General features: G+C 74.3%; 18 protein-coding genes. 9 read left to right on the top strand and 9 right to left on the bottom strand.

The genetic code is table 11. The features are described from left to right. Positions 1 to 1,068 (bottom strand): DUF4037 domain-containing protein, encoded by a 1,068-nt coding sequence (locus ACN265_RS14195; RefSeq protein WP_421407964.1) that lies wholly within the window; start codon positions 1,066 to 1,068, stop codon positions 1 to 3. Between the two features lie 128 nt (positions 1,069 to 1,196). Then, positions 1,197 to 2,135 (bottom strand): TerC family protein, encoded by a 939-nt coding sequence (locus ACN265_RS14200; protein WP_420115261.1) that lies wholly within the window; start codon positions 2,133 to 2,135, stop codon positions 1,197 to 1,199. Between the two features lie 362 nt (positions 2,136 to 2,497). Between ACN265_RS14200 and ACN265_RS14205 the strand changes: the two genes are divergently transcribed. After that, positions 2,498 to 3,415, top strand: coding sequence for a 5'-3' exonuclease (locus ACN265_RS14205; RefSeq protein ID WP_421407967.1), 918 nt, complete (start codon positions 2,498 to 2,500; stop codon positions 3,413 to 3,415). A gap of 91 nt (positions 3,416 to 3,506) precedes the next feature. Here ACN265_RS14205 and ACN265_RS14210 read toward each other — a convergent pair whose 3' ends face one another. Beyond that, on the bottom strand, positions 3,507 to 4,400 hold the full coding sequence (locus tag ACN265_RS14210; RefSeq protein WP_204924239.1) for an MHYT domain-containing protein: 894 nt from the start codon (positions 4,398 to 4,400) through the stop codon (positions 3,507 to 3,509). A gap of 168 nt (positions 4,401 to 4,568) precedes the next feature. Then, positions 4,569 to 7,367, bottom strand: coding sequence for a DEAD/DEAH box helicase (locus tag ACN265_RS14215; RefSeq protein WP_421407968.1), 2,799 nt, complete (start codon positions 7,365 to 7,367; stop codon positions 4,569 to 4,571). An 86-nt stretch (positions 7,368 to 7,453) separates the two neighbouring features. Here ACN265_RS14215 and ACN265_RS14220 point away from each other — a divergent pair, with 86 nt between their 5' ends. Both ACN265_RS14220 and ACN265_RS14225 read left to right on the top strand, forming a co-directional pair. Beyond that, positions 7,454 to 8,221 carry an HAD family hydrolase gene (locus tag ACN265_RS14220; protein ID WP_421407971.1) on the top strand — a complete coding sequence of 256 codons (768 nt, stop codon included), beginning with the start codon at positions 7,454 to 7,456 and terminating at the stop codon, positions 8,219 to 8,221. Further along, positions 8,218 to 9,108, top strand: a complete 891-nt coding sequence (locus ACN265_RS14225) for an EamA family transporter (RefSeq protein WP_307826104.1) — start codon at positions 8,218 to 8,220, stop codon at positions 9,106 to 9,108. Before ACN265_RS14220 ends, ACN265_RS14225 begins: the two co-directional genes overlap by 4 nt. Here the strand turns inward: ACN265_RS14225 and ACN265_RS14230 are convergent. Next, the gene (locus ACN265_RS14230) at positions 9,071 to 9,997 is read right to left on the bottom strand and encodes a diacylglycerol kinase family protein (protein WP_357927588.1); all 927 of its coding nucleotides are present in this window, start codon (positions 9,995 to 9,997) and stop codon (positions 9,071 to 9,073) included. The two genes, ACN265_RS14225 and ACN265_RS14230, sit on opposite strands and share 38 nt — an antisense overlap. A gap of 435 nt (positions 9,998 to 10,432) precedes the next feature. Further along, positions 10,433 to 10,756: a TraR/DksA family transcriptional regulator gene (locus tag ACN265_RS14235; RefSeq protein WP_421407973.1), complete on the bottom strand. Its 324-nt coding sequence runs from the start codon at positions 10,754 to 10,756 to the stop codon at positions 10,433 to 10,435. A gap of 395 nt (positions 10,757 to 11,151) precedes the next feature. Between ACN265_RS14235 and ACN265_RS14240 the strand changes: the two genes are divergently transcribed. The 3 genes from ACN265_RS14240 (at position 11,152) to ACN265_RS14250 (ending at position 15,210) form a co-directional block, all read left to right on the top strand. Further along, on the top strand, positions 11,152 to 12,810 hold the full coding sequence (locus tag ACN265_RS14240; RefSeq protein WP_357927584.1) for an FAD-dependent oxidoreductase: 1,659 nt from the start codon (positions 11,152 to 11,154) through the stop codon (positions 12,808 to 12,810). Beyond that, complete coding sequence (locus tag ACN265_RS14245) at positions 12,807 to 14,258, top strand: ATP-binding protein (RefSeq protein WP_421407975.1); 1,452 nt, start codon at positions 12,807 to 12,809, stop codon at positions 14,256 to 14,258. Before ACN265_RS14240 ends, ACN265_RS14245 begins: the two co-directional genes overlap by 4 nt. Before the next feature lie 199 nt (positions 14,259 to 14,457). Further along, entirely contained in the window at positions 14,458 to 15,210 is a 753-nt protein-coding gene (locus tag ACN265_RS14250; protein WP_420119490.1) for a MerR family transcriptional regulator, read from the top strand. Between the two features lie 23 nt (positions 15,211 to 15,233). Here the strand turns inward: ACN265_RS14250 and ACN265_RS14255 are convergent, their stop codons facing one another. From ACN265_RS14255 to ACN265_RS14265, 3 genes are all read right to left on the bottom strand, one after another. Next, complete coding sequence (locus tag ACN265_RS14255) at positions 15,234 to 18,077, bottom strand: ATP-binding protein (protein WP_421407977.1); 2,844 nt, start codon at positions 18,075 to 18,077, stop codon at positions 15,234 to 15,236. A 178-nt stretch (positions 18,078 to 18,255) separates the two neighbouring features. Further along, positions 18,256 to 18,714 carry a DUF305 domain-containing protein gene (locus ACN265_RS14260; protein WP_421407979.1) on the bottom strand — a complete coding sequence of 153 codons (459 nt, stop codon included), beginning with the start codon at positions 18,712 to 18,714 and terminating at the stop codon, positions 18,256 to 18,258. 214 nt (positions 18,715 to 18,928) lie between these two features. Beyond that, positions 18,929 to 19,681 carry a lytic polysaccharide monooxygenase gene (locus ACN265_RS14265; RefSeq protein WP_357927574.1) on the bottom strand — a complete coding sequence of 251 codons (753 nt, stop codon included), beginning with the start codon at positions 19,679 to 19,681 and terminating at the stop codon, positions 18,929 to 18,931. A gap of 138 nt (positions 19,682 to 19,819) precedes the next feature. Between ACN265_RS14265 and ACN265_RS14270 the strand changes: the two genes are divergently transcribed. The 3 genes from ACN265_RS14270 to ACN265_RS14280 are packed head-to-tail and all read left to right on the top strand — an operon-like array spanning position 19,820 to position 22,568. Further along, complete coding sequence (locus ACN265_RS14270) at positions 19,820 to 20,983, top strand: MGDG synthase family glycosyltransferase (protein WP_421407981.1); 1,164 nt, start codon at positions 19,820 to 19,822, stop codon at positions 20,981 to 20,983. Further along, positions 20,980 to 21,708 carry a polysaccharide deacetylase family protein gene (locus ACN265_RS14275; protein WP_421407984.1) on the top strand — a complete coding sequence of 243 codons (729 nt, stop codon included), beginning with the start codon at positions 20,980 to 20,982 and terminating at the stop codon, positions 21,706 to 21,708. The genes ACN265_RS14270 and ACN265_RS14275 overlap by 4 nt, the downstream gene beginning before the upstream one ends. Beyond that, on the top strand, positions 21,705 to 22,568 hold the full coding sequence (locus ACN265_RS14280) for a DMT family transporter (protein WP_421407986.1): 864 nt from the start codon (positions 21,705 to 21,707) through the stop codon (positions 22,566 to 22,568). Before ACN265_RS14275 ends, ACN265_RS14280 begins: the two co-directional genes overlap by 4 nt. Positions 22,569 to 22,570: the final 2 nt, after the last annotated feature.

Raw genomic sequence — 22,570 nt, forward strand, 5'->3', positions numbered from 1 at the left:
TCAGCCGGCGACGACCGCCGAGATCCGGCGGACCCTATCGGGGTGGGTCAGCACGTCCACGCTGTCGACGTACTGGTCCACCGCGCCGACCAGGGGACGGTCCCGCAGGGACGGGTCGACGATCGAGTTGCGCAGCGCGGTGGCCACGCGGGGCGCGTCGAGCACCAGGAAGGGCCGCCCGTGGAAGGGCCGGACCGCGACGTCGACCGGTCCGGCCAGCCCGGTGTCGTTGGTCCACCCGGCCACCGTCTCCAGCGCCCGCACCAGCCCCGCCTGCCGGTGCGGCCATTCGCCGGGACCGAGCGTGTCGGCCAGCGCCGCCACCACCGGGCCGGCGTCTGGTAGCGCGGCGAACACACTGCCGAGCCACTTGTCGTACGGCGGCCAGCGGCGACGGGCCAGCAGGCCGAGCCGCATCAGGTCCCGGGCGACGCGGGCGGCCACCAGCCGGCTGCCCAGCGCGTCGCCCACCTCCGCGCACCGGCCGACGAGATGCTCGGCCTGCCCCACCCGGGTCCACCCGGCGGCCAGCACGTGCCGCCACACGTCGTCCGGATACCAGGCCAGGGCGGCCCGGACCGCGCCGAGGGCACCGTGCAGCCCGTCGTGGAAGACCGCACCGCCGGTCAGCTCGGCCAGCCGCTGGGTCGGCACGGCGAGCCAGTCGTCGGTGGTGACGGCGACGGTGGGGTCGAAACCGAGCCGGCCCCGCAGCCAGTCGGGCAACCCGACCACCTCGACCCCGCTGCGGTCACCGTCGACGTCGGGCAACCCCACCCGGGCCGTCGGCCAGCCGCGGAAGCGGGTCGGCCGGCCCAGGAACCGCAGCGGCAGGTCGGCCAGTGCCGCGCGCAACGGTGCCAGTTCGCCCGGGTCGGCGACGAAGACCTGGGCCCGCGGCCCCCAGTCGTGGTCGGTGGAGCGCTCGGTGTCCAGGCCCAGCAGCTCCGAACCGCCGTCGAGCAGGCCGGCGGAGTACCGCAGGCCGGGCAGGCGGTCCATCAGCAGCGGCGCGATCGCCTCGTCGTGGAAGCGGCGGCACAGGACAAGACCGGGCACGAACTCCATGCCCGGCAGTCTCACCCGGCGGCCACCGTGCCGTCACGCCGGTTTCCGACCGGCACCCACCCCCGACGCCGGCGTTGTGGAGGATCGGCAGGCCGAGGCCGACGATGGTGGTGGCAGGTGGATCGCGGTCATCGGTGTTCCCGCGGAGCGGTGGTGCCGCGGGTGGAGCGCAGGCTCCACCCGATCGACACCGTGAGCGTCACGACGATCACGCCGAGGGTGACCGGGATGGGCAGTTTCCCGACCGGGGTCTCGGACAGGATGAGCTTGACGCCGGCGAAGCCAAGCAGGACGGCGAGGCCGTAGTGCAGGTGGACGAAGCGGCGAAGCAGCCCGGCGAGGCAGAAGTACAGGCTGCGCAGGCCCAGGATGGCGAACGCGTTGGCGGTCCACACGATGAAGGTGCTGGTGGTGATGGCCAGGATTGCGGCCACGGAGTCGATGGCGAAGATCAGGTCGGTGGCCTCGACCGCGATGAGCACCACGAACAGCAGGGTGGCGACGCGCTTGCCGGTGATGCGGGTGAAGAACCTGTCGCCGTGATAGGTGGCGTCGGTGGGGATGATCTTACCGACCAGGCGCACGACCGGGTTGCGGTCGGGCGATGTCTGCCCGCTGTGCCGGAAGGCCATCTTGTAGCCGGTGTAGATGAGGAACACGCCGAACACGTACGCGGTCCAGAAGAAGGTCTCCAGCAGTTCGGCACCGACGAAAATGAACACCAGGCGGAAGAGCAGGGCGCCGATGACGCCCCAGAACAGCACCTTGTGCTGGAACGCAGGCGGTACGGCGAAATAGTTGAAGATCAGCGCGAAGACGAAAACGTTGTCGATCGACAGGGCCTTCTCGATCAGGTAGCCGGCGTAGTAGGTGCCGGCCACGTCGCTGCCCTGCCACACCCACAGGATCACGCCGAACAGCAGCCCGGCGGTGATCCAGATGCCCGACCAGACTGCGGCCTCACGAAAGCCGATGACGTGGTTGTCGCGGTGCAGGAACAGATCGACGGCGAGCATCGCGGCCACCGCGAGCATGAGCAGGGCCCAGATCCACCAGGAGACGGCCACGGGGATACCTTTCGACCAGCCGGACCCGCGACCGCGGGCCGGCGTGCTGGTCGAAGGTCTCCCCGAGCCACCGCACCGGTGGCTTGGCCGCCGGAACCCGGATGGGCCGGATCCGTACTGACGACGGCGCATTGAGCGTCTGGGTACTCCCCCTCGAACTACGATTAAGGATTCACGAAAAATGAATCGTGTGTCAACCGGATCCGGCTGACAGAACGCTGTGGATCCGCGGCACCTCGGGAAGGCGCTGCCGACCTCCGACCGCGGCGAGGGAGGCCAGCCGCCGGTGACAGCGGAGACCGGGCCGGTGCGGCCGGTGGGCGTCCCTCATCCTGTCGGTGAGGTGTGCCAGGCTGTCGGGCGTGGCAGACCAACAGCCGATCCTGCTGATCGACGCGCCCAGCCTCTACTTCCGGGCCTACTTCGGGGTGCCCGAGTCGGCGGCGCGGACCGACGACGGCCAGCCGGTCAACGCCGTGCGCGGGTTCCTCGACATGCTCGCCCAGCTGGTCCGCACCCGCCGGCCCGACCGGATGGTCTGCGCGCTCGACCACGACTGGCGGCCCGCCTGGCGGGTGGAGCTGCTGCCGTCGTACAAGGCGCACCGGGTCGCCCCGGCCGGCGGCGAGGAGGTGCCCGACACCCTCTCCCCGCAGGTGCCGGTGATCCTCGACGTGCTGGCCACGATCGGCATCACCGCCGTCGGCGCGACCGGCTACGAGGCCGACGACGTGCTGGGCACCCTGTCGGTCACCCAGCCCGGCCCGGTGGAGGTGGTCTCCGGCGACCGCGACCTGTTCCAGCTCGTCGACGACGAGCGCCGGGTCCGGCTGCTCTACATCGGTCGCGGGGTCGCCAAGCTCGACGACTGCGACGACGCCGCCGTCCGGGCCCGCTACGGTGTCCCCGCCGACCGGTACGCCGACTTCGCCGCCCTGCGCGGTGACCCGAGCGACGGGCTTCCCGGGGTGCCCGGGGTCGGCGAGAAGACGGCCGCCCGGCTGATCGACCGCTACGGAGACCTGCCCGGCATCCTCGCCGCGCTCGATGATCCCGGCTCCGGGTTCGCCCCGGGGCTACGCGCCAAGCTCGACGGCGCCCGCGACTACCTGGCGGTGGCCCCGAAGGTGGTCCGGGTCGCCACCGACGTGCCGCTGCCGGCGCTGCCGACCACGCTGCCGACGGCGCCCGCCGACCCCGACCGGCTGCTGGAGCTGGCCCAGCGGTGGAACCTGGCCGGCTCGTGCCGGCGGCTCGTCGACGCCCTCGCCCAGCACTGACCGCGCGGAGGCGGTGCGGGCGGATCGTCCACCGGTCCGCCCCGCACCACCGACCGGACGGTCGGGATCCCGCCGTCGGAGCCTGCGGCGGTCAGCGCGACGGCGGGGGCGGGGCGTCCCGACGGGACGGGAACGGGGTGCCCGGCCGGCCCAGGGTGGTCGACCGGGCGCGCAGGCCCACCGGGTCCGGGGCCGCCTGCGGTTCGACGACCGGCGCGTTGACCTGCCGGGCCTGCAGGTAGGCGGCGGCGGCCCGGTCGTCGTCGGTGGGCGCGGCCAGCAGCGCGTAGACCAACCCCACCACCACGAAGATCACCGCGAGGACGATCGGCACCAGCAGGGTGCTCACCCCCGCGCCGGTCACCTCGCCGCGCTGCCCGTGCAGGTGCACCGACAGGGCACTCATCCCGGTGAAGTGCATGCCGTTGACCGCCACCCCCATCACCAGGGCGGAACCGACGATCGCCAGGCCCCGGCGGACGGTCATCGCCAGCCACAGCGCCACGGTGGCCGCGACGATGGCGATGGCCACCGACAGCCCGACCCGGGTGGCGTCGTAGTTCAGGTCACCGTTGAGCCGCATCGCGGCCATCCCGGTGTAGTGCATGGCCGCGACGCCGATCCCGGTGAACAGGCCACCCCCGAGGACCTTCGCCGCACCGAGCCGGCCGGTGCCGACGATCGCCAGGCCGATCCCGACGGCGGTGACGGCGATCACCGTGCTCGCGGCGGTCAGCGGCACGTCGTACCGGATGCGGGTGCCGGTGACCGCGAACCCGAGCATGGCCATGAAGTGCATCGCCCAGATCGCGGTGCCACCGATCGCCCAGGCGGCCAGCAGGCCCCACCAGAACCGCTGGCCGGAACCGGTGGCGGTACGGATCCGCCCGGCACAGACCAGACCGAGGAACGAACCGAGCACGGACAGCGCGTAACTCAGCGCCGGTGTTATCCACCCGTACTCAAAGTGATTGATCTCCGCCACAGCGGTCTTCCCCCCACTCATTACCGGCGCGTAGGCGACCGCGCCCGAGCAATGATCGGGGAGCCTGCGAGCAGGCGCAACAGCGGCCCCCCCGGCAATCCGGGGGGTGCCGTCACGGTGACCGTCCGATGCGTCGATTCACCGCCCGAGGGTGACCGAAAGTGATGATCAGGCGGAGGGGTAATGGGCGAGTACGCCCCGGTTCACGGCGGCGATCGCCTGCCGTGCGGTGGCCCGCAACTCCGTCGACGCCCCACCGGAGTCGGATAGTTGACCGAGCAGGTCGGCGACCTGTCGGGCCCAGCGGACGAAATCCCCGGCCGGCATCTCCCCGTCGAACTGGTGCCCACTGGCGAGCACCTTGGCCAGGGTCTCCCCCCGCGCCCACCGGTAGATCGGCCAGGCGAACCCCAGATCCGGCTCCCGGGTGGCGGTCAGGCCCCGCTGCGCCTCGTCGGCCTCGATCTCGCTCCACAGCTTGAGCGTCTCGTCGACCGCGTCGGCGACCGGCCCACGCGGCAGCGACGCCCGCTCGTCGACGTCCCGCCGGGCCTCGAACACCACCACCGAGACGGCGGCGGCCAGCTCCGCCGGCGACAGACCGTCCCAGACACCCCGCCGCAGACACTCGGCGACCAGCAGGTCGGCCTCCGTCCAGATCCGGCCCAGCATCCGACCGGCGTCGGTCACCCCACCGTCGGCCGACAGGTAACCCCGGGCGGTCAGCAGGGCGACGATCCGGTCGAAGGTCCGGGCCAGGGAGCCGGTCCGCCCCGACACCCGCTGCCGCAGCTCGTCGGTGTCCTTCTCCAGCCGCCGACGCCGCTCCGCCCACCGGGCGTGATCCTCCCGCTCCGGGCAGGCGTGGCAGGGGTGCCGCCGCAACTCGGTGCGGAGCTGGCTGAGCCGGTGGTCCTCACCGGCGGCCTGCCGGGACCGGCCACCCCGCCGGCCACCGTGCCGGTCCAGCCCGGTGCCGCTGACCTCGGCGGCGAGATCCCGCCGGGCGGCCGGCGAACGGTGGTTGAAGTGCTTGGGCACCCGGATGCGGGCCAGCACCTCGGCCGGGGTGGTGAAATCGCCGGGACTCACCCGCCCCGCCCAACGGTCCTGGGTGAGCACCAGCGGCCGGGGCTCACCGAACCCCCCGGTCGCCGGGTCGAGGACGACCGCGAGCCCGGCGCGCCGCCCGGACGGCACCCGGATCACGTCACCGACCCGCAACCGCTCCAACGCCGCCACCGCGGCGGCCTTGCGCTGGGTCTGCCCCTGCCGGGCGATGGTCCGCTCCCGGTCGGCGATGGCCACCCGCAGCGCGAAGTACTCGTCGAAGTCACCCTGGTGACAGGCCGCCTCCGCGCCGTACGCGTCGATGGTCTCGGTGTTGCGCTGCACCTGGCGGGCCAGCCCGACCACCGACCGGTCCGCCTGGAACTGGGCGAACGACGACTCCAGCAGCGCACGGGCCGGCTCGGCACCCACGCTACCGACCAGGTTGACCGCCATGTTGTACGACGGCCGGAAGCTCGACCGCAGCGGATAGGTGCGGGTGGAGGCCAGGCCCGCCACGTGCCGGGGATCGGTCTCGGGCGACCACACCACCACGGCGTGCCCCTCGACGTCGATGCCCCGCCGACCGGCCCGCCCGGTGAGCTGCGTGTACTCCCCCGGGGTCAGATCGACGTGGGCCTCGCCGTTGAACTTGACCAGCCGCTCCAGCACCACGCACCGGGCCGGCATGTTGATGCCCAACGCCAGGGTCTCGGTGGCGAAGACCGCCTTGACCAGCCCCCGGACGAACAACTCCTCGACGACCTCCTTGAACACCGGCAGCATCCCGGCGTGGTGGGCGGCCAGACCACGCTCCAAGCCGTCGAGCCACTCCCAGTAGCCCAGCACGCTCAGGTCCTCGCCGGGGATCGCGGTGACCCGGGACTCCACCACCCGACGGATCTCGGCGCGTTCCTCCGCCGAGGTCAGCCGCAGACCGGCCGCCAGGCACTGCTGCACGGCGGCGGCGCAGCCGGCCCGGCTGAAGATGAACAGGATCGCCGGGAGCAGCCCCTCCCGGTCGAGCCGGTCGACGATGTCCGGACGCAGCGGCCCCCGCCAGCGCGGACCACGCCGACCGCCGCCGGGGCCGGCGCTGCGCCCCTCCCCCAGCTCCAGCCGGCGGGTCTGCTCCCGGGTGTAGCGCAACAACTCCGGGTGCACGTCGTGCTTGCGGGCCGCGTCGGCGTCGTGGAACAGGTCGAACATCCGCCTGCCGACCAGCATGTGCTGCCACAACGGCACCGGCCGGTGCTCGCTGACCACCACCGCCGTCTCACCGCGCACCGTGACCAGCCAGTCGGCGAACTCCTCGGCGTTGGAGACCGTCGCCGACAGCGACACCAGGGTGACCGAGGAGGGCAGGTGGATGATCACCTCTTCCCAGACCCCGCCCCGGAACCGGTCGGCGAGGTAGTGCACCTCGTCCATCACCACGTAGGCCAGGCCGGCCAGGGTGGCCGAACCGGCGTAGAGCATGTTGCGCAGCACCTCGGTGGTCATCACCACCACCGGGGCGTCCCCGTTGATCGCGTTGTCGCCGGTGAGCAGCCCGACCTGCGCGGCACCGTAACGCTGCACCAGGTCGTGGTACTTCTGGTTGGACAGCGCCTTGATCGGCGTGGTGTAGAAGCACTTGCGCCGGGGGGCGGGGGGCGCGTCCCCGGCCGGCGACGCCGCACCCGGCACGCCCCGCAACGCCAGGTGCACGGCGAACTCGCCGACCACCGTCTTGCCCGCCCCGGTCGGGGCGCAGACCAGCACCCCGCTGCCCCGCTCCAGCGACTGGCACGCCTCCCGCTGGAAGTCGTCGAGGTCGAACCCCAGGTCGAGGGTGAACTCTTCCAGGGCCGGGAACTGGGCGGCCTGGGCAGCCCGGCGACGGGCCTCGGCGTACCGCTCGGCGGGGCTCGACATGTCAGCAAGATTAATCGGTACCACCGACACCCACCCGCCAAGGCCGTCCGGCACGGCCGTCGGGGCGGGTCGGTAGGGTGCACGACGTGCCGGATCATGCCGAACCGTCCCCGACCCCGAACGGCGTCACGCACGCCACCCGGGCGGGCGCGTCCCGCCATCGCGTCCAGGCGGTGCTCTTCGACTTCCACGGCACCCTCGCCCAGGTCGAACCGGCCCACGACTGGGTGGTCGCCGCCGCCGCGACGTGCGGGGTCGAGCTGGAGCGGATGCGGGCCACGGCGCTGGCCGACCGGCTGCTCACCGCCGGCCGGGCCGGCGGCCCGCTGCCGGCCCGGGTACCACCCCGGCTCGCCGAACTCTGGGCCGACCGGGACCTCTACGAGCACGCCCACCGGGCCGCGTACACCGGGCTGGCCGAGACGGTGGACGCCGGGATCGAGGGCTTCGCCGAGGCGCTCTACGAGCGGGTGCTGGCCCCGGACGGCTGGGTGCCCTACCCGGACACCGCGCCGGTGCTCACCGCGCTCCGCGACGCCGGGATCCCGGTGGCGGTCGTCAGCAACATCGGCTTCGACATCCGCCCCCTCTTCGCCGCCTGGGGCCTGGCCGACCTGGTCGACGCGTACGCGCTGTCGTACGAGGTGGGGCGGTGCAAGCCGGACCCGGGCATCTTCCTGCGCGCCTGCGGGATGCTGCGGGTGGACCCGGAACGGACGCTGATGGTCGGGGACACCCCGGCCGACGCCGGGGCGGTCGCCGCCGGCTGCGGGGTGCTGGTGCTGCCGGCCGCCGGACCAGGCCGCCCCAGCGGTCTCGGCACCGTGCTCGACCTGGCCCTGCCCTCCCCGTGACCGGGTCGTCCGGCCGGGCGACGGCGGTCGGGCTGGTGCTCGGCGGGGCGTTGTCGGTGCACTTCGGCTCCGCCGTGGCCGCGCTGCTCTTTCCCCGGGTCGGCGTCCCCGGCACGGTCACCCTGCGGCTGGCCATCGGGGCGGTGCTGATGCTGCTCGTGTGCCGCCCCCGGCTACGCGGACACGACCGGGCCGACTGGCTGGCCGTGGGCGCGTTCGGGCTCGCCCTGGCCGGCATGAACTCGGTCTTCTACCAGGCCATCGAACGGATCCCGCTCGGCCCGGCGGTGACCCTGGAGGTGCTCGGGCCGCTCACCCTGTCGGTGCTGACCGCCCGCCGGTGGACAGCCTGGTGCTGGGCGGGCCTCGCGCTGGCCGGGGTGGCGCTGCTGGGCCAGGGCGGCTTCGACCGGCTGGACCCCGTCGGCGTCGGCCTCGCGCTCGCGGCGGGCGCGCTGTGGGCCGCGTACATCGTCAGTTCCGCGCGGGTCGGCGGTCGCTTCCCCCGGGCCGACGGGCTGGCCCTCGCCCTCGCCCTGGCCGCGCTGCTGTCCCTGCCGTTCGGCCTGGCCGACGCCGGGGCCCGGCTGTGGCATCCGGGGGTGCTGGCCCTCGGGGCCGGGTTGGCGCTGCTCGCCTCGGTGCTGCCCTACACGCTGGAACTGCTGGCCCTGCGCCGGCTGGCCACCTCGACCTTCGCCGTGCTGATGAGCCTCGGTCCGGCGCTCGCCGCGCTCGCCGGCTGGCTGATCCTGGGGCAGGACCTGCACCCGGTCGAGGTGCTGGCGATCGGCCTGGTGGTCGTCGCCAGCATCGGCGCGGTCCGCGCCGCCGCCCCCAGGGGGCCGCTCACCGCAGCAGACGCACCGCCCGAGGCACCGCGCTGATCCGTACCGGCAGGTCCAGGGAGCGCTCCCCGTCGGCGTAGGTGGTGATGCCCTCGGCGGCCAGTTCGACGGTACGGGCCCGGAAGCTGCTCGCCAGCGGATGCGTCACGTGGGTGCCGGCGTAGATGCGCGGTTTGACCCGGATCAGGGTGCGCCTGTCGAAGCGGCCGCCGACGACCACGTCGAGCAGCCCGTCGGTGAGGTCGGCGGCGGGGCAGATCCGCATACCGCCCCCGTAACGGGCACCGTTGCCCACCGCCACCAGCACCGCGTCCACCTCGTGCGCGACGCCGTCGAGGCGCAGCGTGTAGCGGCGCGGGCGCAACCGGGCCAGCTCGACGAGGATCGCCAGGTCGTACCGGCGGGGGCCGCGCGGCCAGCGCATCCGGTTGGCCCGCTCGTTGACGATCGCGTCGAAACCGGCGGCGAGGACCGCCCCGTACCAGCGGTCGGTGCCGTCGCCGCCGGTCATCCGGGCCAGATCGACCCCACGGGTACGGCCGGCCCGCAGCGCGGCGGCGATCACCGCGACGGCGGCGAGGGGATCGGCCGGGAACCCCGCGTCGGCGGCGAAGTCGTTGCCGGTGCCGACCGGCACCGGGGCGAACGGCACCGCCGTACCGCCGACCGCCTGCAGCGCCCGGTGGACCGTGCCGTCGCCACCGACCGCGACCAGCGCGGACGCCCCGGCGGCGACCGCCGCGTGGCAGGCCGCCTCGGCCCCCGCGGGGTCGTGCGCGGTGAGCAGCTCCACCGGGTGCCCGGCGGCGGCGAGGCCGTCGAGGACCCTGGGCAGCAGCGCCCGGTGCCGGCCCCGGCCGGCGACAGGGTTGGCGAGCACGGCGACCGGGCCAGCCGCCCGACGATCGTCTGCGGTCACGGCGAGCACCGTACCGGCTCGACCGGTCCCCCGGCTGACCCCGATTCCCTCTGCGTCCCACCTGGTCCGGTGGCTGTTCTTCCGCCTTGCTCGCGGGTGGAGTCGGGGTCACCACCTGTGGAGTCGGGGTCACCACCTGTAAGGCATCCTAGGCTGCTAGGTGGGATGGATCCGGGGTGGGGATGACCGGTGCGCGTCCTTTCGACCTGACGACGTCAACGGCTCGGTTCCCGGCCGGGCACCACGGCACCGGGCACCACGACGAGGTTTCCCGGCCTCCGGGGCTGCCGGGCCGGGCTCCCGGTGTGACGCCGTCGACAGGTGACGCGTCACCGTCATCAGTTCGAAAGGATGCGAACCGACCACCGGTCCCCACCCGCCAGCCCGGGGGGCCGGCGGGTGGGGACCGGAACCGGCCCACCGGTGCGGGCCGGACGTGGTGGGTCAGCCGTGTGCCTTCTGCTGGCAGGGCACGCAGAAGCGGGCCTGGGGCAGCACCTCCAGCCGCTCGGCGGGGATGGACACCTCGCAGCGTTCGCAACGGCCGTAGTTCCCCTCGGCGATCCTGCGCAGCGCGCCGGCCAGGTGGTCCAGGCTCTGCCGGGTCGCCGCGATCAGCGCGCCCCGGGTGTGCGCCTCGGCCGGGTCACCGGTGTCGGCGGTCAGCTCGGTCAACCGGGCGGTCTGCGACGCGAACTGGTCGGTGAGGCTCTCGCGGAGCATGGTCAGCCGGTGCTGGTCGGCCTGGTGGTGCAGATCGGTGCTCATGGAAGGGTCCTTTCGGGCTCAGAGAAGCCGGGAAATAGAAAAAGGGCCGAAGCCTGGTGGCTTCGCCCTGGTGGCCGTTGCGGAGGATGCGGGGTCTCCGGGTGGGCCACGCCCGGCGGGGATCGGGCTCGGCCGCCCCTGGGTGGGCACGACGGCGGGCAGGGTCGCGTCGGGAACGGTCCCGCCGGGAACCACCGCCCCGAACCGGCCGACCACGACCACCGCCACCGGGGAACCGGTGGCGGTCGGGCGGAGGCTGACGGCCGGGTACATGGGGGCAACCATAGGCCGTGTCCGGGGGAAAACCAACGGATAACCACCGTCGGGCCGACCACTGCCGGACCGCCGTCGGCGGCCCGGACGACCGGCCCGACGGCTGTGCTTACATGGGCACCATGGCACAGCCGGTGATCCTCACCATCGACGACGACCCCGCCGTCTCCCGGGCGGTCGCCCGGGACATCCGCCGCCGGTACGGCGACCGGTACCGGGTGGTCCGGGCCGACTCCGGCCCCGGCGGGCTGGAGGCGCTGCGGGAGATCAAGCTGCGGGGCGAACGGGTGGCGGTGATGCTGGCCGACTACCGGATGCCCGAGATGAACGGCATCCAGTTCCTGGAGGCCGCGATGGACCTCTTCCCCGCCGCCCGCCGGGTGCTGCTGACCGCGTACGCCGACACCGAGGCGGCGATCGACGCGATCAACGTGGTCGACCTGGACCATTACCTGCTCAAGCCGTGGCACCCGCCGGAGGAGAAGCTCTACCCGGTGGTGGACACCCTGCTGGAGGCCTGGCTGGCCAGCCCCGACCAGGCCAGCGACGAGATCCGGGTGGTCGGGCACCGCTGGTCGGCCCCGTCGTTCGCGGTCCGTGACTTCCTCGCCCGCAACCTGGTGCCCTACCGCTGGCTGCTCACCGACGACCCGGAGGGTGGCCGGCTGCTCGCCGCCGCCGGGGCCGACGCCACCGACGTACCGCTGGTGGTCACCCCGGACGGCAAGGCGCTGGTCGCCCCGACGGAGGCGGAACTGGCGGCGGTGGCGGGGCTCACCGTCGCCCCGTCCGCCGACTTCTACGACCTGGTGGTGGTCGGTGGTGGGCCGGCCGGGCTCGGCGCCGCCGTCTACGGGGCGTCGGAGGGGCTGCGCACCGTGCTGGTGGAGCGGCGGGCCACCGGCGGCCAGGCCGGGCAGAGCAGCCGGATCGAGAACTACCTCGGTTTCCCCGACGGGGTCTCGGGCGCCCAGCTCACCGACCGGGCCCGCCGGCAGGCGTTGAAGTTCGGCGCGGAGCTGCTCAGCACCCGCGAGGTGGTGGGGCTGGAGAGCGCCGGAGCGGCCCGGCTGCTGCACTTCGGCGACGGCAGCACCATCGCCGCGCACACGGTCGTGCTGGCCACCGGCGTGTCCTACCGGGTGCTCGACGCACCCGGTCTGGCCGACCTGACCGGGCGCGGGGTGTTCTACGGCGCGGCGTCGACCGAGGCACCCAGCTGCGTCGATCAGGACGTCTGGATCGTCGGCGGGGCCAACTCCGCCGGCCAGGCGGCGGTGCACTTCTCCCGGTACGCCAGCCGGGTGCACCTGCTGATCCGGGGCGCCGACCTGACCGCGTCGATGTCGTCGTACCTGATCCAGCAGTTGGACCGGATCGACCGGATCGTGGTGCACCCGCACACCGAGGTGGTCGGCGGCGAGGGCGACGGGCACCTGGAACGGCTGCGGCTGCGGGACACCCGCAGCGGCGACGTCCGCGAGGTGGACGCCTCGTGGCTGTTCATCTTCATCGGCGCGGAGCCGCGCACCGAATGGCTGGACGGGGTGCTGGTCCGCGACGGGCGGGGCTTCATCGTCGCCGGCCCGGACCTGACGGTCGGTGGCCGCAAACCACCGGGGTGGACCCTCGCCCGCGACCCGTACCACCTGGAGTCGAGCCTGCCGGGGGTGTTCGCCGCCGGTGACGTGCGGGCCTCCTCGGTCAAGCGGGTCGCCTCGGCGGTCGGTGAGGGTGCCATGGCCGTCTCGCTGGTACACCGCTATCTGGAGGCACAGTGAGCGACTCCGACGAACGACTCACCCCGGACCAGATTCGGGAGCTGTTCCTGTTCGCCGCCCTCGACGCCGACCAGCTCGACTGGCTGGCCGAACACGGTCGGGTCGAGCACCGGGCCGCCGGCACCGTGGTCTACGCCGAGGGCGAGGAGGCGACCTGCTTCTTCACCCTGCTGTCCGGCACGGTGTCGATGAGCCGGCGGGTGCACGGCGACGACCTGGAGGTCACCCGCACCGACCAGCGCGGCGTGTACGGCGGGGCCACCCAGGCGTACCTCGGTGGACAGGTCGACCAGGTCTACCTGAACACGCTGCGCGCGGTCACCGACGCCGCGTTCCTGGTGCTACCCGCCGAGACGTTCGCCCACGCGGTACGGTCCTGGTTCCCGATGGCCATGCACCTGCTGGAGGGGCTGTTCTTCGGGATGCGCGACACCCAGACCATCATCGGCGAGCGGGAACGGCTGCTCGCCCTGGGTTCGCTGTCGGCCGGGCTCACCCACGAGTTGAACAACCCGGCCGGGGCGGCGGTACGGGCCACCTCGGCGCTGCGGGACCGGGTCGCCGGGATGCGGCACAAGCTGGCGATGATCGCCGACGGCCGGCTCGACGGCCGGCGGCTGCACGCCCTGGTGGAGTTGCAGGAGGAGGCGGTGAAGCGGGCCGCCCGCGCGCCGCAGCTGTCGCCGATGGCGGCCAGCGACGCCGAGGACGCCCTGGCCGACTGGCTGGACGGGCAGCGGGTCACCGCCGGCTGGGACCTGGCGCCGACGCTTGTCGCCGCCGGCCTGGACACCGCCTGGCTGGAGCAGGTCCGCGAGGTGGTCGGCCAGCAGGACCTGGAGTCGGCGGTGCGGTGGCTGTCGTACACGTTGGACACCGAGCAGTTGATGGCCGAGATCGACGACGCGGTCACCCGGATCTCCACCCTGGTCGGCGCGGCCAAGCAGTACTCGCAGCTCGACCGGGCCCCGCACCAGGTGGTGGACGTGCACGACCTGCTCGACGCCACCCTGGTCATGTTCAAGGCGAAGGTGCCGCCGGGGGTGCGGGTGGTCCGGGCGTACGACCGGGACCTGCCCCCGATTCCGGCGTACGCGGCCGAGCTGAACCAGGTGTGGACGAACCTGATCGACAACGCGTTGTCGGCGATGGGCCCGGAGGGCACCCTGACGCTGCGCACCGGCCGGGCCGGCGACCTGCTGGCCGTCGAGATCGTCGACACCGGGCCGGGTATCGCCGAGGCGGTCCGGCCGCGTATCTTCGAACCGTTCTTCACCACCAAGGCCGTCGGTGAGGGCACCGGGCTGGGGCTGGACATCTCGTACCGGATCGTGGTCAACAAGCACCACGGCGACATCCGGGTGGAGAGCGTGCCCGGGTCGACCGTGTTCCGGGTGCTCCTGCCGTTCAGCGCCCCGGCCCGCGCCACCGACGCCCCGGGACGCTGACAGCGAATCCGGCCGTCCGAGGATGCTGTGATCGCGCGGTCACAGAGGATAATGGTTGGTCGCCGTCGGGGGCAAGTAGTGGTTCCCCTCATGTCGCCGGGAGTGGCCCGGCCATACGCTCGGCCACGGGGGGTCTGCCGTCCGCCGCAACCGGCCGGCAGGTCGCCGTACCCCGTCCCCGACGCAGGCGGAGGCCATCGTGACCATCGACCGGGTGACGACCGGGCCGGCGACCGCCGGCACCGCGGTCGGCTACACCGTTGAGGAACTCGCCCGCAAGGTGGGCATGTCGGCGCGGAACATTCGTGCCCACCAGGCCCGCCGGCTGTTGGCACCCCCGGTGCGCCGGGGTCGGGTCGCGCTCTACGACGACTCCCACGTCCGCCGGCTGGAGGCCATCCTGACCCTGCAACGGCAGGGTTTCAACCTGGTCTCCATCGAGGCGATGCTCGGCGTGCGGGGCAGCGACGACACCTCCGACGGGCTGACCGCGATGCTGCAACGGTTGGCTGCCGAACGGCCCGCGTTGACCCACGCGTTGACCCGGCACGGGGTGATCGGGCGGGCGCCGGACGGCACGGTGCGCACGGTGCGGCCCCGGCCGTTGCGTGCCGCGTTGGACCTGCACCGGGTCCGGATGGGCACGGTGCCGGCGTTGCAGGCGCTCAGTGAGGTGCTCGACAGCGTCCGGCCCCTCGCCGACGAACTGGTCGCGGAGGTCACCGCCCGGATGTTGACGCTCGCCCCCGAACTGGGTGGCGGGCCCCGGCCGTCGTGGTCCGACGGGGACCGGGAGACGATCCTGCTGACCCAGGGGGTGGTCAACGTGCTCACCGAGGCGTTCCGGTTGGCGGTGGAGCACCAGGCCGAGGCGCACATCGCGGGCCTGCTGGACACAAACGGTCCACAGCCGACGCCCGTCGGGGACGGCGCCCTGGCCGACAAGGGCTGACGCCGCCGCAGCGGGGGCCCGGGTCAGCGGTCGGTGTCGTCGAAACGGGACACCCAGGCGACCAGACCGGAGCGGGACTCCACGCCCGCCTTGCGGTAGATCCGGGTCAGGTGCGCCTCCACCGTGCGGGGGCTGATGTGCAGCTGACGGCCGATCAGCCGGTTGGTGACGCCGGTGCTGGCCAGCCGGGCGATGTGCCACTCCCGGTCGGTCAGGGCGGTCTCGGCGAGCGCCCGCACCGGCCGGGCCAGTCGCAGGCCGACCCGTTCGGTGCCGCACCGGACGGCCAGTTCCTGTGCCCGACGGCGGGCCCGGCCGGCGGGGCCGTGCTGGTCCACCGCCTCGGAGGCGCGGGCGATGGCGACCAGGGCGAGGCTGTGCCGCAGCGTCATGCCGGCGGCCCGGAACCGGTCCGACGCGGTACGCAGGTACGGCAGCGCCGTCAGCACCTCGCCCCGGGCGAGCAGCACCTCTCCGTACGCCGATTCGGCGAAGGCGTACTGGCCGGGCAGGCCGAGCAGGTCGGCGGCGGCCAACGCGGCGCGGGCCCGCCGGTACGCCTCGGGCAGGTCCCCGGCAGCCAGGGCGGCGGCGCAGAGCAGTTCGTGCCACATCGGTCGCAGGGAGGCCTGCAGGCGGGTGAGCCGGCTGTCGCCACCGGCGTCGGTGAGCATCTCCACACAGGTGGCGGGGTCCCCGGCGAGCAGTGTCGCGGTGGCCAGCGCGGTCGCCGCGGTCCGTCCCGACCAGCTGTCGAGGTCGTTGGCGAGCTCCACGGCGGTGCGGGCCAGGGCCACCGCGCGCTCGTCGTCGCGCGGGCCACCCCGCCACGCGGTGGCCTGCGCCTCGAAGGCGAGGGCGAAGCTGAGCAGGGAACGGCTGCCGATCCGGCGGGCGATGCCGCCGGCTTCGGTGGTCAGCCCGATCACGGTGCCGAGCTGGCCCCGGTGGTAGGCGACCTGGCTGCGGCCGAGCAGCAGTTGGCAGAGCCCGTCGTCGCGGTGGGCGTCCCGGACCAGGGTGATCCCCCGGTCGAGGTGCCGGGTGGCGTCGGCGGGGCGTTCCAGGAACAGCTCGGCCAGCCCGAACGCCAGCAGGCAGTCGGGGCGCTCGCGCAGGTCCCGGTCGGGCAGCGCGTCGACGATCGGCGCGCCGACGGCGAGCAACTCCCGGGCGATCTGCACCTCACCGTCGTGGGCGGCGGCGAGTCCGCGCACGGCGAGCAGGCCGGCCCGGTCGACGCCGCTGGCCTCGCCGTCGGGTGCGCCGCCGGGCACCGGCGACGGGTGACCGGACAGGATGCCGATCGCGCCGAGTTCGGTGGCGAGTTGGAACGCCCCGGCGGTCGGCGTCGGTGTGCCGACCAGTTCCCGGCGGCTGATCGCGGCGGCCTCGGCGTAGTTGCCGAGCAGGCGTTCCACCCGTACCCACTGGGCGACGGCGGCGGTCCGGCGGCCGGTCGGATCGACGGGCAGTTCGGGGACGACCTCCCGCAGCAGGGTGCGGCTCTCGGCGAGGTTGCCCATCTCGCCGGTGATCCGGGCCAGCAGCAGGGTGACGTCGTGCCGGCTGTCCGGGGAGCCGGCCGGCGGGCGTACCGCGCGCAACGCCGTACGCAACCAGCGGACGGCCAGTTCCGGGGCGTCGCCGCGGATCTGCTCGGCGGCCCGGCAGAGCACGTCGACGTAGGGTTCGACCGGCCGGCCGTGGGGCAGCCCGAGCAGGTGTTCGGCCTGCTCCGCCCGCTCGGCCGGCGGGGCCTGCCGGGCGAGCAGCACGGTCAACGCCCGGTGGTGCGCCTCCGCCCGCCAGGCCGGGTCGGTGTCCTGCGCGACCGCCGCGCGCAGCACCGGGTGCCGGAAGGTGAACCGTGCCGTGGTCGGGACGACCCGCAGCAGGTCCCGGCGGACCAGACGCCAGGCGGACTCGGTCACCTGCCCGGCCGGCAGCCGGGCGACCTCGGCGAGCAGGTCCACCCCGCACGGTGTGCCGCACACGGCCGCGGCGCGCAGGCAGGTCGCGTCGACCGGGGCCAGGCCGGCCCACTCGGCGCGCAGGGTGGCCACGGCCCGGTCGGTGAGCCGGGGCCCGGTGGTCGGCGCAGCGTCCCGGTCGCCGTCGGCCGGCCCGACGGCGTCCAGCGCGGCGAGGTAGCCGGGGTTGCCGGCGGCCCGGTCGTGGCGGCGGCCCAGGTCGGCCGGGTCCTCGTCCGGGTACAGCGCGACGGTTTCGGCGAGGCTGAGTGGCCCCAGTTCGATCCGCTCCCGGCCCCGGCCGCCGGGGACGCCGGCGTCGGGCGGGCCGAACGGCATCGCGGTGTCGAGCTGGCGGGGCCGGTAGACCAGGATCAGCAGCAGCGGCGCCGACACCGGGTAGCGCAGCAGGTGGGCGACGAGCCCCATGGACGAGGTGTCGGCCCAGTGCAGGTCGTCCAGGACGAGGGCCAGCCCGTCGCGGGCGGCCAGGGTGAGCAGCCGGCGGGCCAGTTGGTAGGTGCGGAACTGGCGTACGTCGAGCGGAGCGACGGCGGGCGGGGTCGGCAGGCCGTCGGGCACGGCGGTGGGGTGCTGTGGGTCGACGCTCACGGGGTGGGGGGCGCCGAAGGCGTGCCGGAAGACGTGGAACGGGATGTCCCGCTCGGCTTCCACGCAGGTGCCGACGGCCCGGGGCAGGGCCGGGAGGCAGCCGTCCAGCGCGGCGTGGACGAGGCGGGTCTTGCCGATTCCCGGGTCGCCGACCACCTCGCACACGACCTGGGTGCCGGTGCGGACGCTGTCGGCGTGGGCGGCGCGGATGCGGGCGACCTCCGGCCGCCGTCCGACGAATGGTGAGCCGGACAGCGCATCCTCCAGCCCAGCTGCCGTCACGCAGATCACGTGTATTCCCTGCGACCCTCCAATGGGGATTGCCGGGACTATACCGGTGGCCGGAAACACGAGGAACATCGATGTCGCGGGGGTGACCGAACGATTCGGCCCGCTGACCGTACGGATGGCGGAATCGGCCGTTTCCGGTGTGGCGTCGTCGTGCGGCGTCGGTTGGTGGTCAGCGGGTGGGCGGGGTGACAGGCAGCGCGGCGATCAGTCGGATCTGCGCGGTGCGGGACTCGTCGATGCGCCGGGCCAGGTCGCGGACGGCCGGGGCGACCGCCACCGCCAGGTGCGCCCGGGCCAGCGCGGCGGCCTGCCGCTGCTGCGGCACCAGCACCGCCACCAGGGCGGCGTCGTAGCCGGCGTCCGGGGTGCCGCGCAGCAGTGCCACCGGGTCGGGGGTGTCGCCCGGGTCGGGGTGGGCGTGCCGGTGGTGGTCGCCAGCCGGGCCGGCGGCGGCGATCCACCGGCGGGCCTGGGCCACCTCGTCGCTCTCGGTGGCGTCGATCGCCGCGACGAGGGTCCGCAACCGGGGTTCCCGGACCCGCTGCGGTGCGGCCCGGACGATGGCCAGGGTCCGTTCCTGGTGGGCGGTCATGGTGTGCAGGAACGCCAGGTCGGTTCCGTCTACCACGGTCGTCGTGCCCGACGGTGCCGGCGCGGGGGTGGCCGGGGCGCGGTGGACGCGCATCCGGCGAGCAGCAGGGCCGCCACGGCGACCAGGGTGCCCCGGCGGCGGCCGGGTCGGCCGGCGGGTACGGGTGGCCGGCCGCCGCCGGCCCGTCGGGGGCCGGCGGCGGGTGGGGACGTGACGCCCGGTCGAGGCGGTGGCATGGTCGACGGCCGGGTCAGATCCGGGTCCACAGGGCGGGCACGTAGGGCGGTTCCCAGCCCGGCAGGGCGGTGTGCGCCTGCCGGCACCGGTAGCTCACCGCCTGGTAGGTGACCACGTCGCCGACCTGGTAGCTGCGACCGGCCGTCCAGCTGCCACCGGTGGTCGGCGCGGCGGTCGGGGTCGGGGTGCGGGTCGGGGTGGGTGTGGGGCCCGGGGTGCGGGTCGGCGACGGGCTCGGGGTGGGGGTGGGGCCGGTTCCGCCTATCTGCACGTCCACGCAGGAGTAGAAGGCGTTGGCGGTGTCGGAGATGTTCCAGACGGCCAGGATCTTCTGTCGGCCGGTGAAGCCGCCGAGGTTGACGGTGTGCGAGACGGTGGCCTCGGGTTGCCGGCCGCCGCCGTCGACGACGCCGACCCGGGTGCCGCCGATGAAGTACTCCCAGGTGCTGGTGGCGTGCCGGGCGGTGTTCACCCAGGTGAAGGTGACCGTGCTGCCGACCGGGGTGGCCGGCCAGCCCCGGTTGTCGTCGTTCAGGACGTCGAACTGGGTGATGCCGGCGTTGCAGCTGCGCAGGCCCTTGACGCCTTCGACGCTCTGCGGCTCGTAGCGGATCTGCCCGCAGTCGGGCACCTTGCCCTGTGCGCAGAGGGCCTGGCGGCTGGGCGGGGCGGAGACGTAGCCGTGGGCCTGGGCGGGGGCGGCGAGGCCCAGGGAGGTGACGACGGCACCTGTCGTCACCAGGGGGACGGTGATCGTGCGGCGCATGGGGTACTCCTCGACGAGGGGGGATTGTCACCACGGTAAATTAAAGTTTGTTAACAGTAAAGACGTCTTCCTGTTTTCGGCACCGGATGCCGGCCACCCCCGGGACTGTCCCGACCCGCGACGGGTATCCGCGCCCGCATGGAGTGCCGAGGGCGGGTCCTCGTAATCTCGGCGGACGTCGGCGCCGGCCACGACACCGCAGCCGGCGAACTGGCCCGCCGGCTGCGGGAACGCGGCCTCACGGTGGACCGGCTGAACCTGCTGGACGTGCTGCCGCGCCCGGTGCGCTGGATGCTGCGGGAGGCGTACCGCGACGTGCTGCGTCGGCTCCCCCGCGGCTACGACGCGCTGTTCACCCTGACCGCCCGGTCCCGGCTGTCCGTCGCACTGATCCGCGGCCTGCTGCGACCGGTACGACGCCGGCTGGGCCGGGCCATCCCACCGGACACCCTCGCCGTGGTGACCACCTACCCCTTCGCCAACCAACTCCTCGGACCGCTGCGCCGGCAGGGCCGGCTCACCGTCCCGGTGGTCAGCTACGTCACCGACTTCGCCCTCCACCCCACCTGGCTGAGTCCCGGCGTGGACCGGTACTACGCGCTGCGGCACGCCGAGGCGCCCCCGGCCGACGCCGACGCCACCCCGGTCACGACGGTGCAACCGCTGGTGTCACCCGCCTTCGGCGGCGCGCACCGCACCGACCGGCGGCAGGCCCGCCGCCGGTTCGGGCTGCCCGAGCAGGACCGGCTGGCGTTGATCGTCGCCGGGGCGTGGGGCGCCGGGGACGTCGAGACCACGGTGGCGGAGGTCGGCGCGACCGGCTGGGCGCGACCGGTGGTGGTGTGCGGGCGCAACACCCCGCTCTACGAGCGGCTGCGCCGGGACTGGGAGCACGTGTTCGGCTGGGTGGACGACATGCCGACCCTGATGCGCGCGGTGGACGTCGTGGTGGAGAACGCGGGCGGCCTGACCTGCCAGGAGGCGCTCTCCGCCGGGGTGCCCGTGGTGACCTACCGGCCGCTGCCCGGACACGGGCGGGCCAACGCCGGCATCCTCGCGCGGGCCGGCCTGACCCGACGCGCGTCGTCGGTGGAGCAGTTGCGGCCGGCGCTGGTGGAGACCGCCGGCCGGCGCGACCGGCCCGACCCGCTGTCCGCCGACCCGGCCGCCGTGGAGGCACTGGTCACCGCGATGGCCGCCGTACCCGGTGACGGCCGGGCGTACCACCGGCCACGCCGGGGCCTCGGCGACGCCGTGGCGGTGGTCGCGGCGCTGCTCGCCCCCACGCGGGACCACCGGTGAGGCAGCGGACGGCGGGCCTGCTGGCGGCGGGCCTGGTCGCCGTCGCCGCCGGCCTGCACGGGGCGCCGGCGGTCACCGCGCTGCCGGCGCTGCGGGGGCGACTGCTGCACCGGCTCGACGGGGTGGGACCGCCGGACCGGATCGCGCTGACCTTCGACGACGGCCCCGACCCGCGATCCACCCCGCACTTCCTGGAGGTGCTGGCCGCCCACCGGGTACGGGCCACGTTCTTCCTGCTCGGCACGATGCTGCGCCGGCACCCCGAGCTGGGACGGCGGCTGGTCGCCGCCGGGCACGAGGTCGCCCTGCACGGCGGGGAACACCGCAACCTGCTGCTGCGGGGGCCGCTGGCCAACGGCCGCGACCTCGCCGCCGCCCACGAACTGACCGTCGCCGTCACCGGGCAGACGCCCCGGTTCTACCGCCCGCCGTACGGGGTGTCGACCGGGCCGGCCCTGCTGGCCGCCCGCCGGTTGGGTCTGCGGCCGGTGCTCTGGACATGCTGGGGACGGGACTGGACCCGTACCGCCGACGCCCGGTCGGTCCTGGCCGAACTCCGTCGCGGTCTGCGCGGCGGCGGCACCGTGCTGCTGCACGACTCCTCCTGCGCGGCCACGCCCGGCGCGTGGCGGTCCGCCCTCGACGCCCTCCCCCACCTGCTCGACGAGTGCCGGCAACGGGGGTGGACGGTGGGCCCGCTCGGCGACCACCTGGACGGGACATGACCCTCGCGGTGCTGGCCGCGCTCGTCGCGGCGTTCGCGTTCGCCCTGTCCACCACGCTGCACCAGCGCGCGGCCAAACAGCAGCAGCGGCGGCGGGCGCTGGACCTGCGGCTGCTCTCGCGGCTGGTGCGGACCCGACTCTGGCAGCTCGGCTGGATCCCCGACGTCGTCGGCGTGGGCGCCCACGCCGTGGCGCTGCGCTACGGACCGCTGACCCTGGTGCAACCGCTGCTGGCCAGCGGGCTGTTCATGGCCATCCTGATCGAGGCCGGCTGGCGCCGGCAGCCGGTGCACCGGCGCGACCTCGCCGCCACCCTCGTCGGCACCGCCGGGCTGGTCACCTTCCTGGCCGCAGCCGACCCCCGGGCCGGGGTGACCGAGCCGGGCGCGGCGGCCTGGGGGTGGGTCGCCGCCGGCACCGTCGCCGTCGTCGCCGGCTGCCTGGCCGCCGCCCGCCGGGCCGGCGACGCGGCCCGGGGCACCCTGCTCGGCATCGCCGCCGGGGTCCTCTACGGGGTGAGCGCCGCCCTGCTCAAGGCGGTGGCCGCCCGGTGGCACGGCGACCCGGTCGCGCTGGCCCTCGACCCGAGGTCGTGGGCGCTGGTGGTGGTCGCCCTGCTCGGCGTGCAGGTGAACCAGGCCGCGTTCCAGCACGGACGGCTCGCCGCGCCACTTGTCGCGTTGACCCTGACCGAACCGGTCACCGGGGTGCTCGTCGGGGCCACGGCGTTCCGGGAGACCCTGTCGCTGACCGGGGTCCGGTTGCCGCTCGTCGTCGGCGCGGTCGTCGCCCTCGTGGTGGGCGTCCGGCTCGGCGTGTCCCGGGCCGCCCGGGACCCGGCACCCGCCGGGCGGCGGTGAGC

The organism is Micromonospora sp. WMMD730, assembly GCF_049178955.1.
GTDB lineage: Bacteria > Actinomycetota > Actinomycetes > Mycobacteriales > Micromonosporaceae > Micromonospora > Micromonospora wenchangensis.

Excerpts from the sequence above, each read along its gene's own strand:
- ACN265_RS14270 (WP_421407981.1), top strand. The coding sequence starts at position 19,820 with ATGGAGTGCCGAGGGCGGGTCCTCGTAATCTCGGCGGACGTCGGCGCC.
- ACN265_RS14195 (WP_421407964.1), bottom strand. The coding sequence starts at position 1,068 with ATGGAGTTCGTGCCCGGTCTTGTCCTGTGCCGCCGCTTCCACGACGAG.
- ACN265_RS14235 (WP_421407973.1), bottom strand. The coding sequence starts at position 10,756 with ATGAGCACCGATCTGCACCACCAGGCCGACCAGCACCGGCTGACCATG.
- ACN265_RS14240 (WP_357927584.1), top strand. The coding sequence starts at position 11,152 with ATGGCACAGCCGGTGATCCTCACCATCGACGACGACCCCGCCGTCTCC.
- ACN265_RS14215 (WP_421407968.1), bottom strand. The coding sequence starts at position 7,367 with ATGTCGAGCCCCGCCGAGCGGTACGCCGAGGCCCGTCGCCGGGCTGCC.
- ACN265_RS14265 (WP_357927574.1), bottom strand. The coding sequence starts at position 19,681 with ATGCGCCGCACGATCACCGTCCCCCTGGTGACGACAGGTGCCGTCGTC.
- ACN265_RS14280 (WP_421407986.1), top strand. The coding sequence starts at position 21,705 with ATGACCCTCGCGGTGCTGGCCGCGCTCGTCGCGGCGTTCGCGTTCGCC.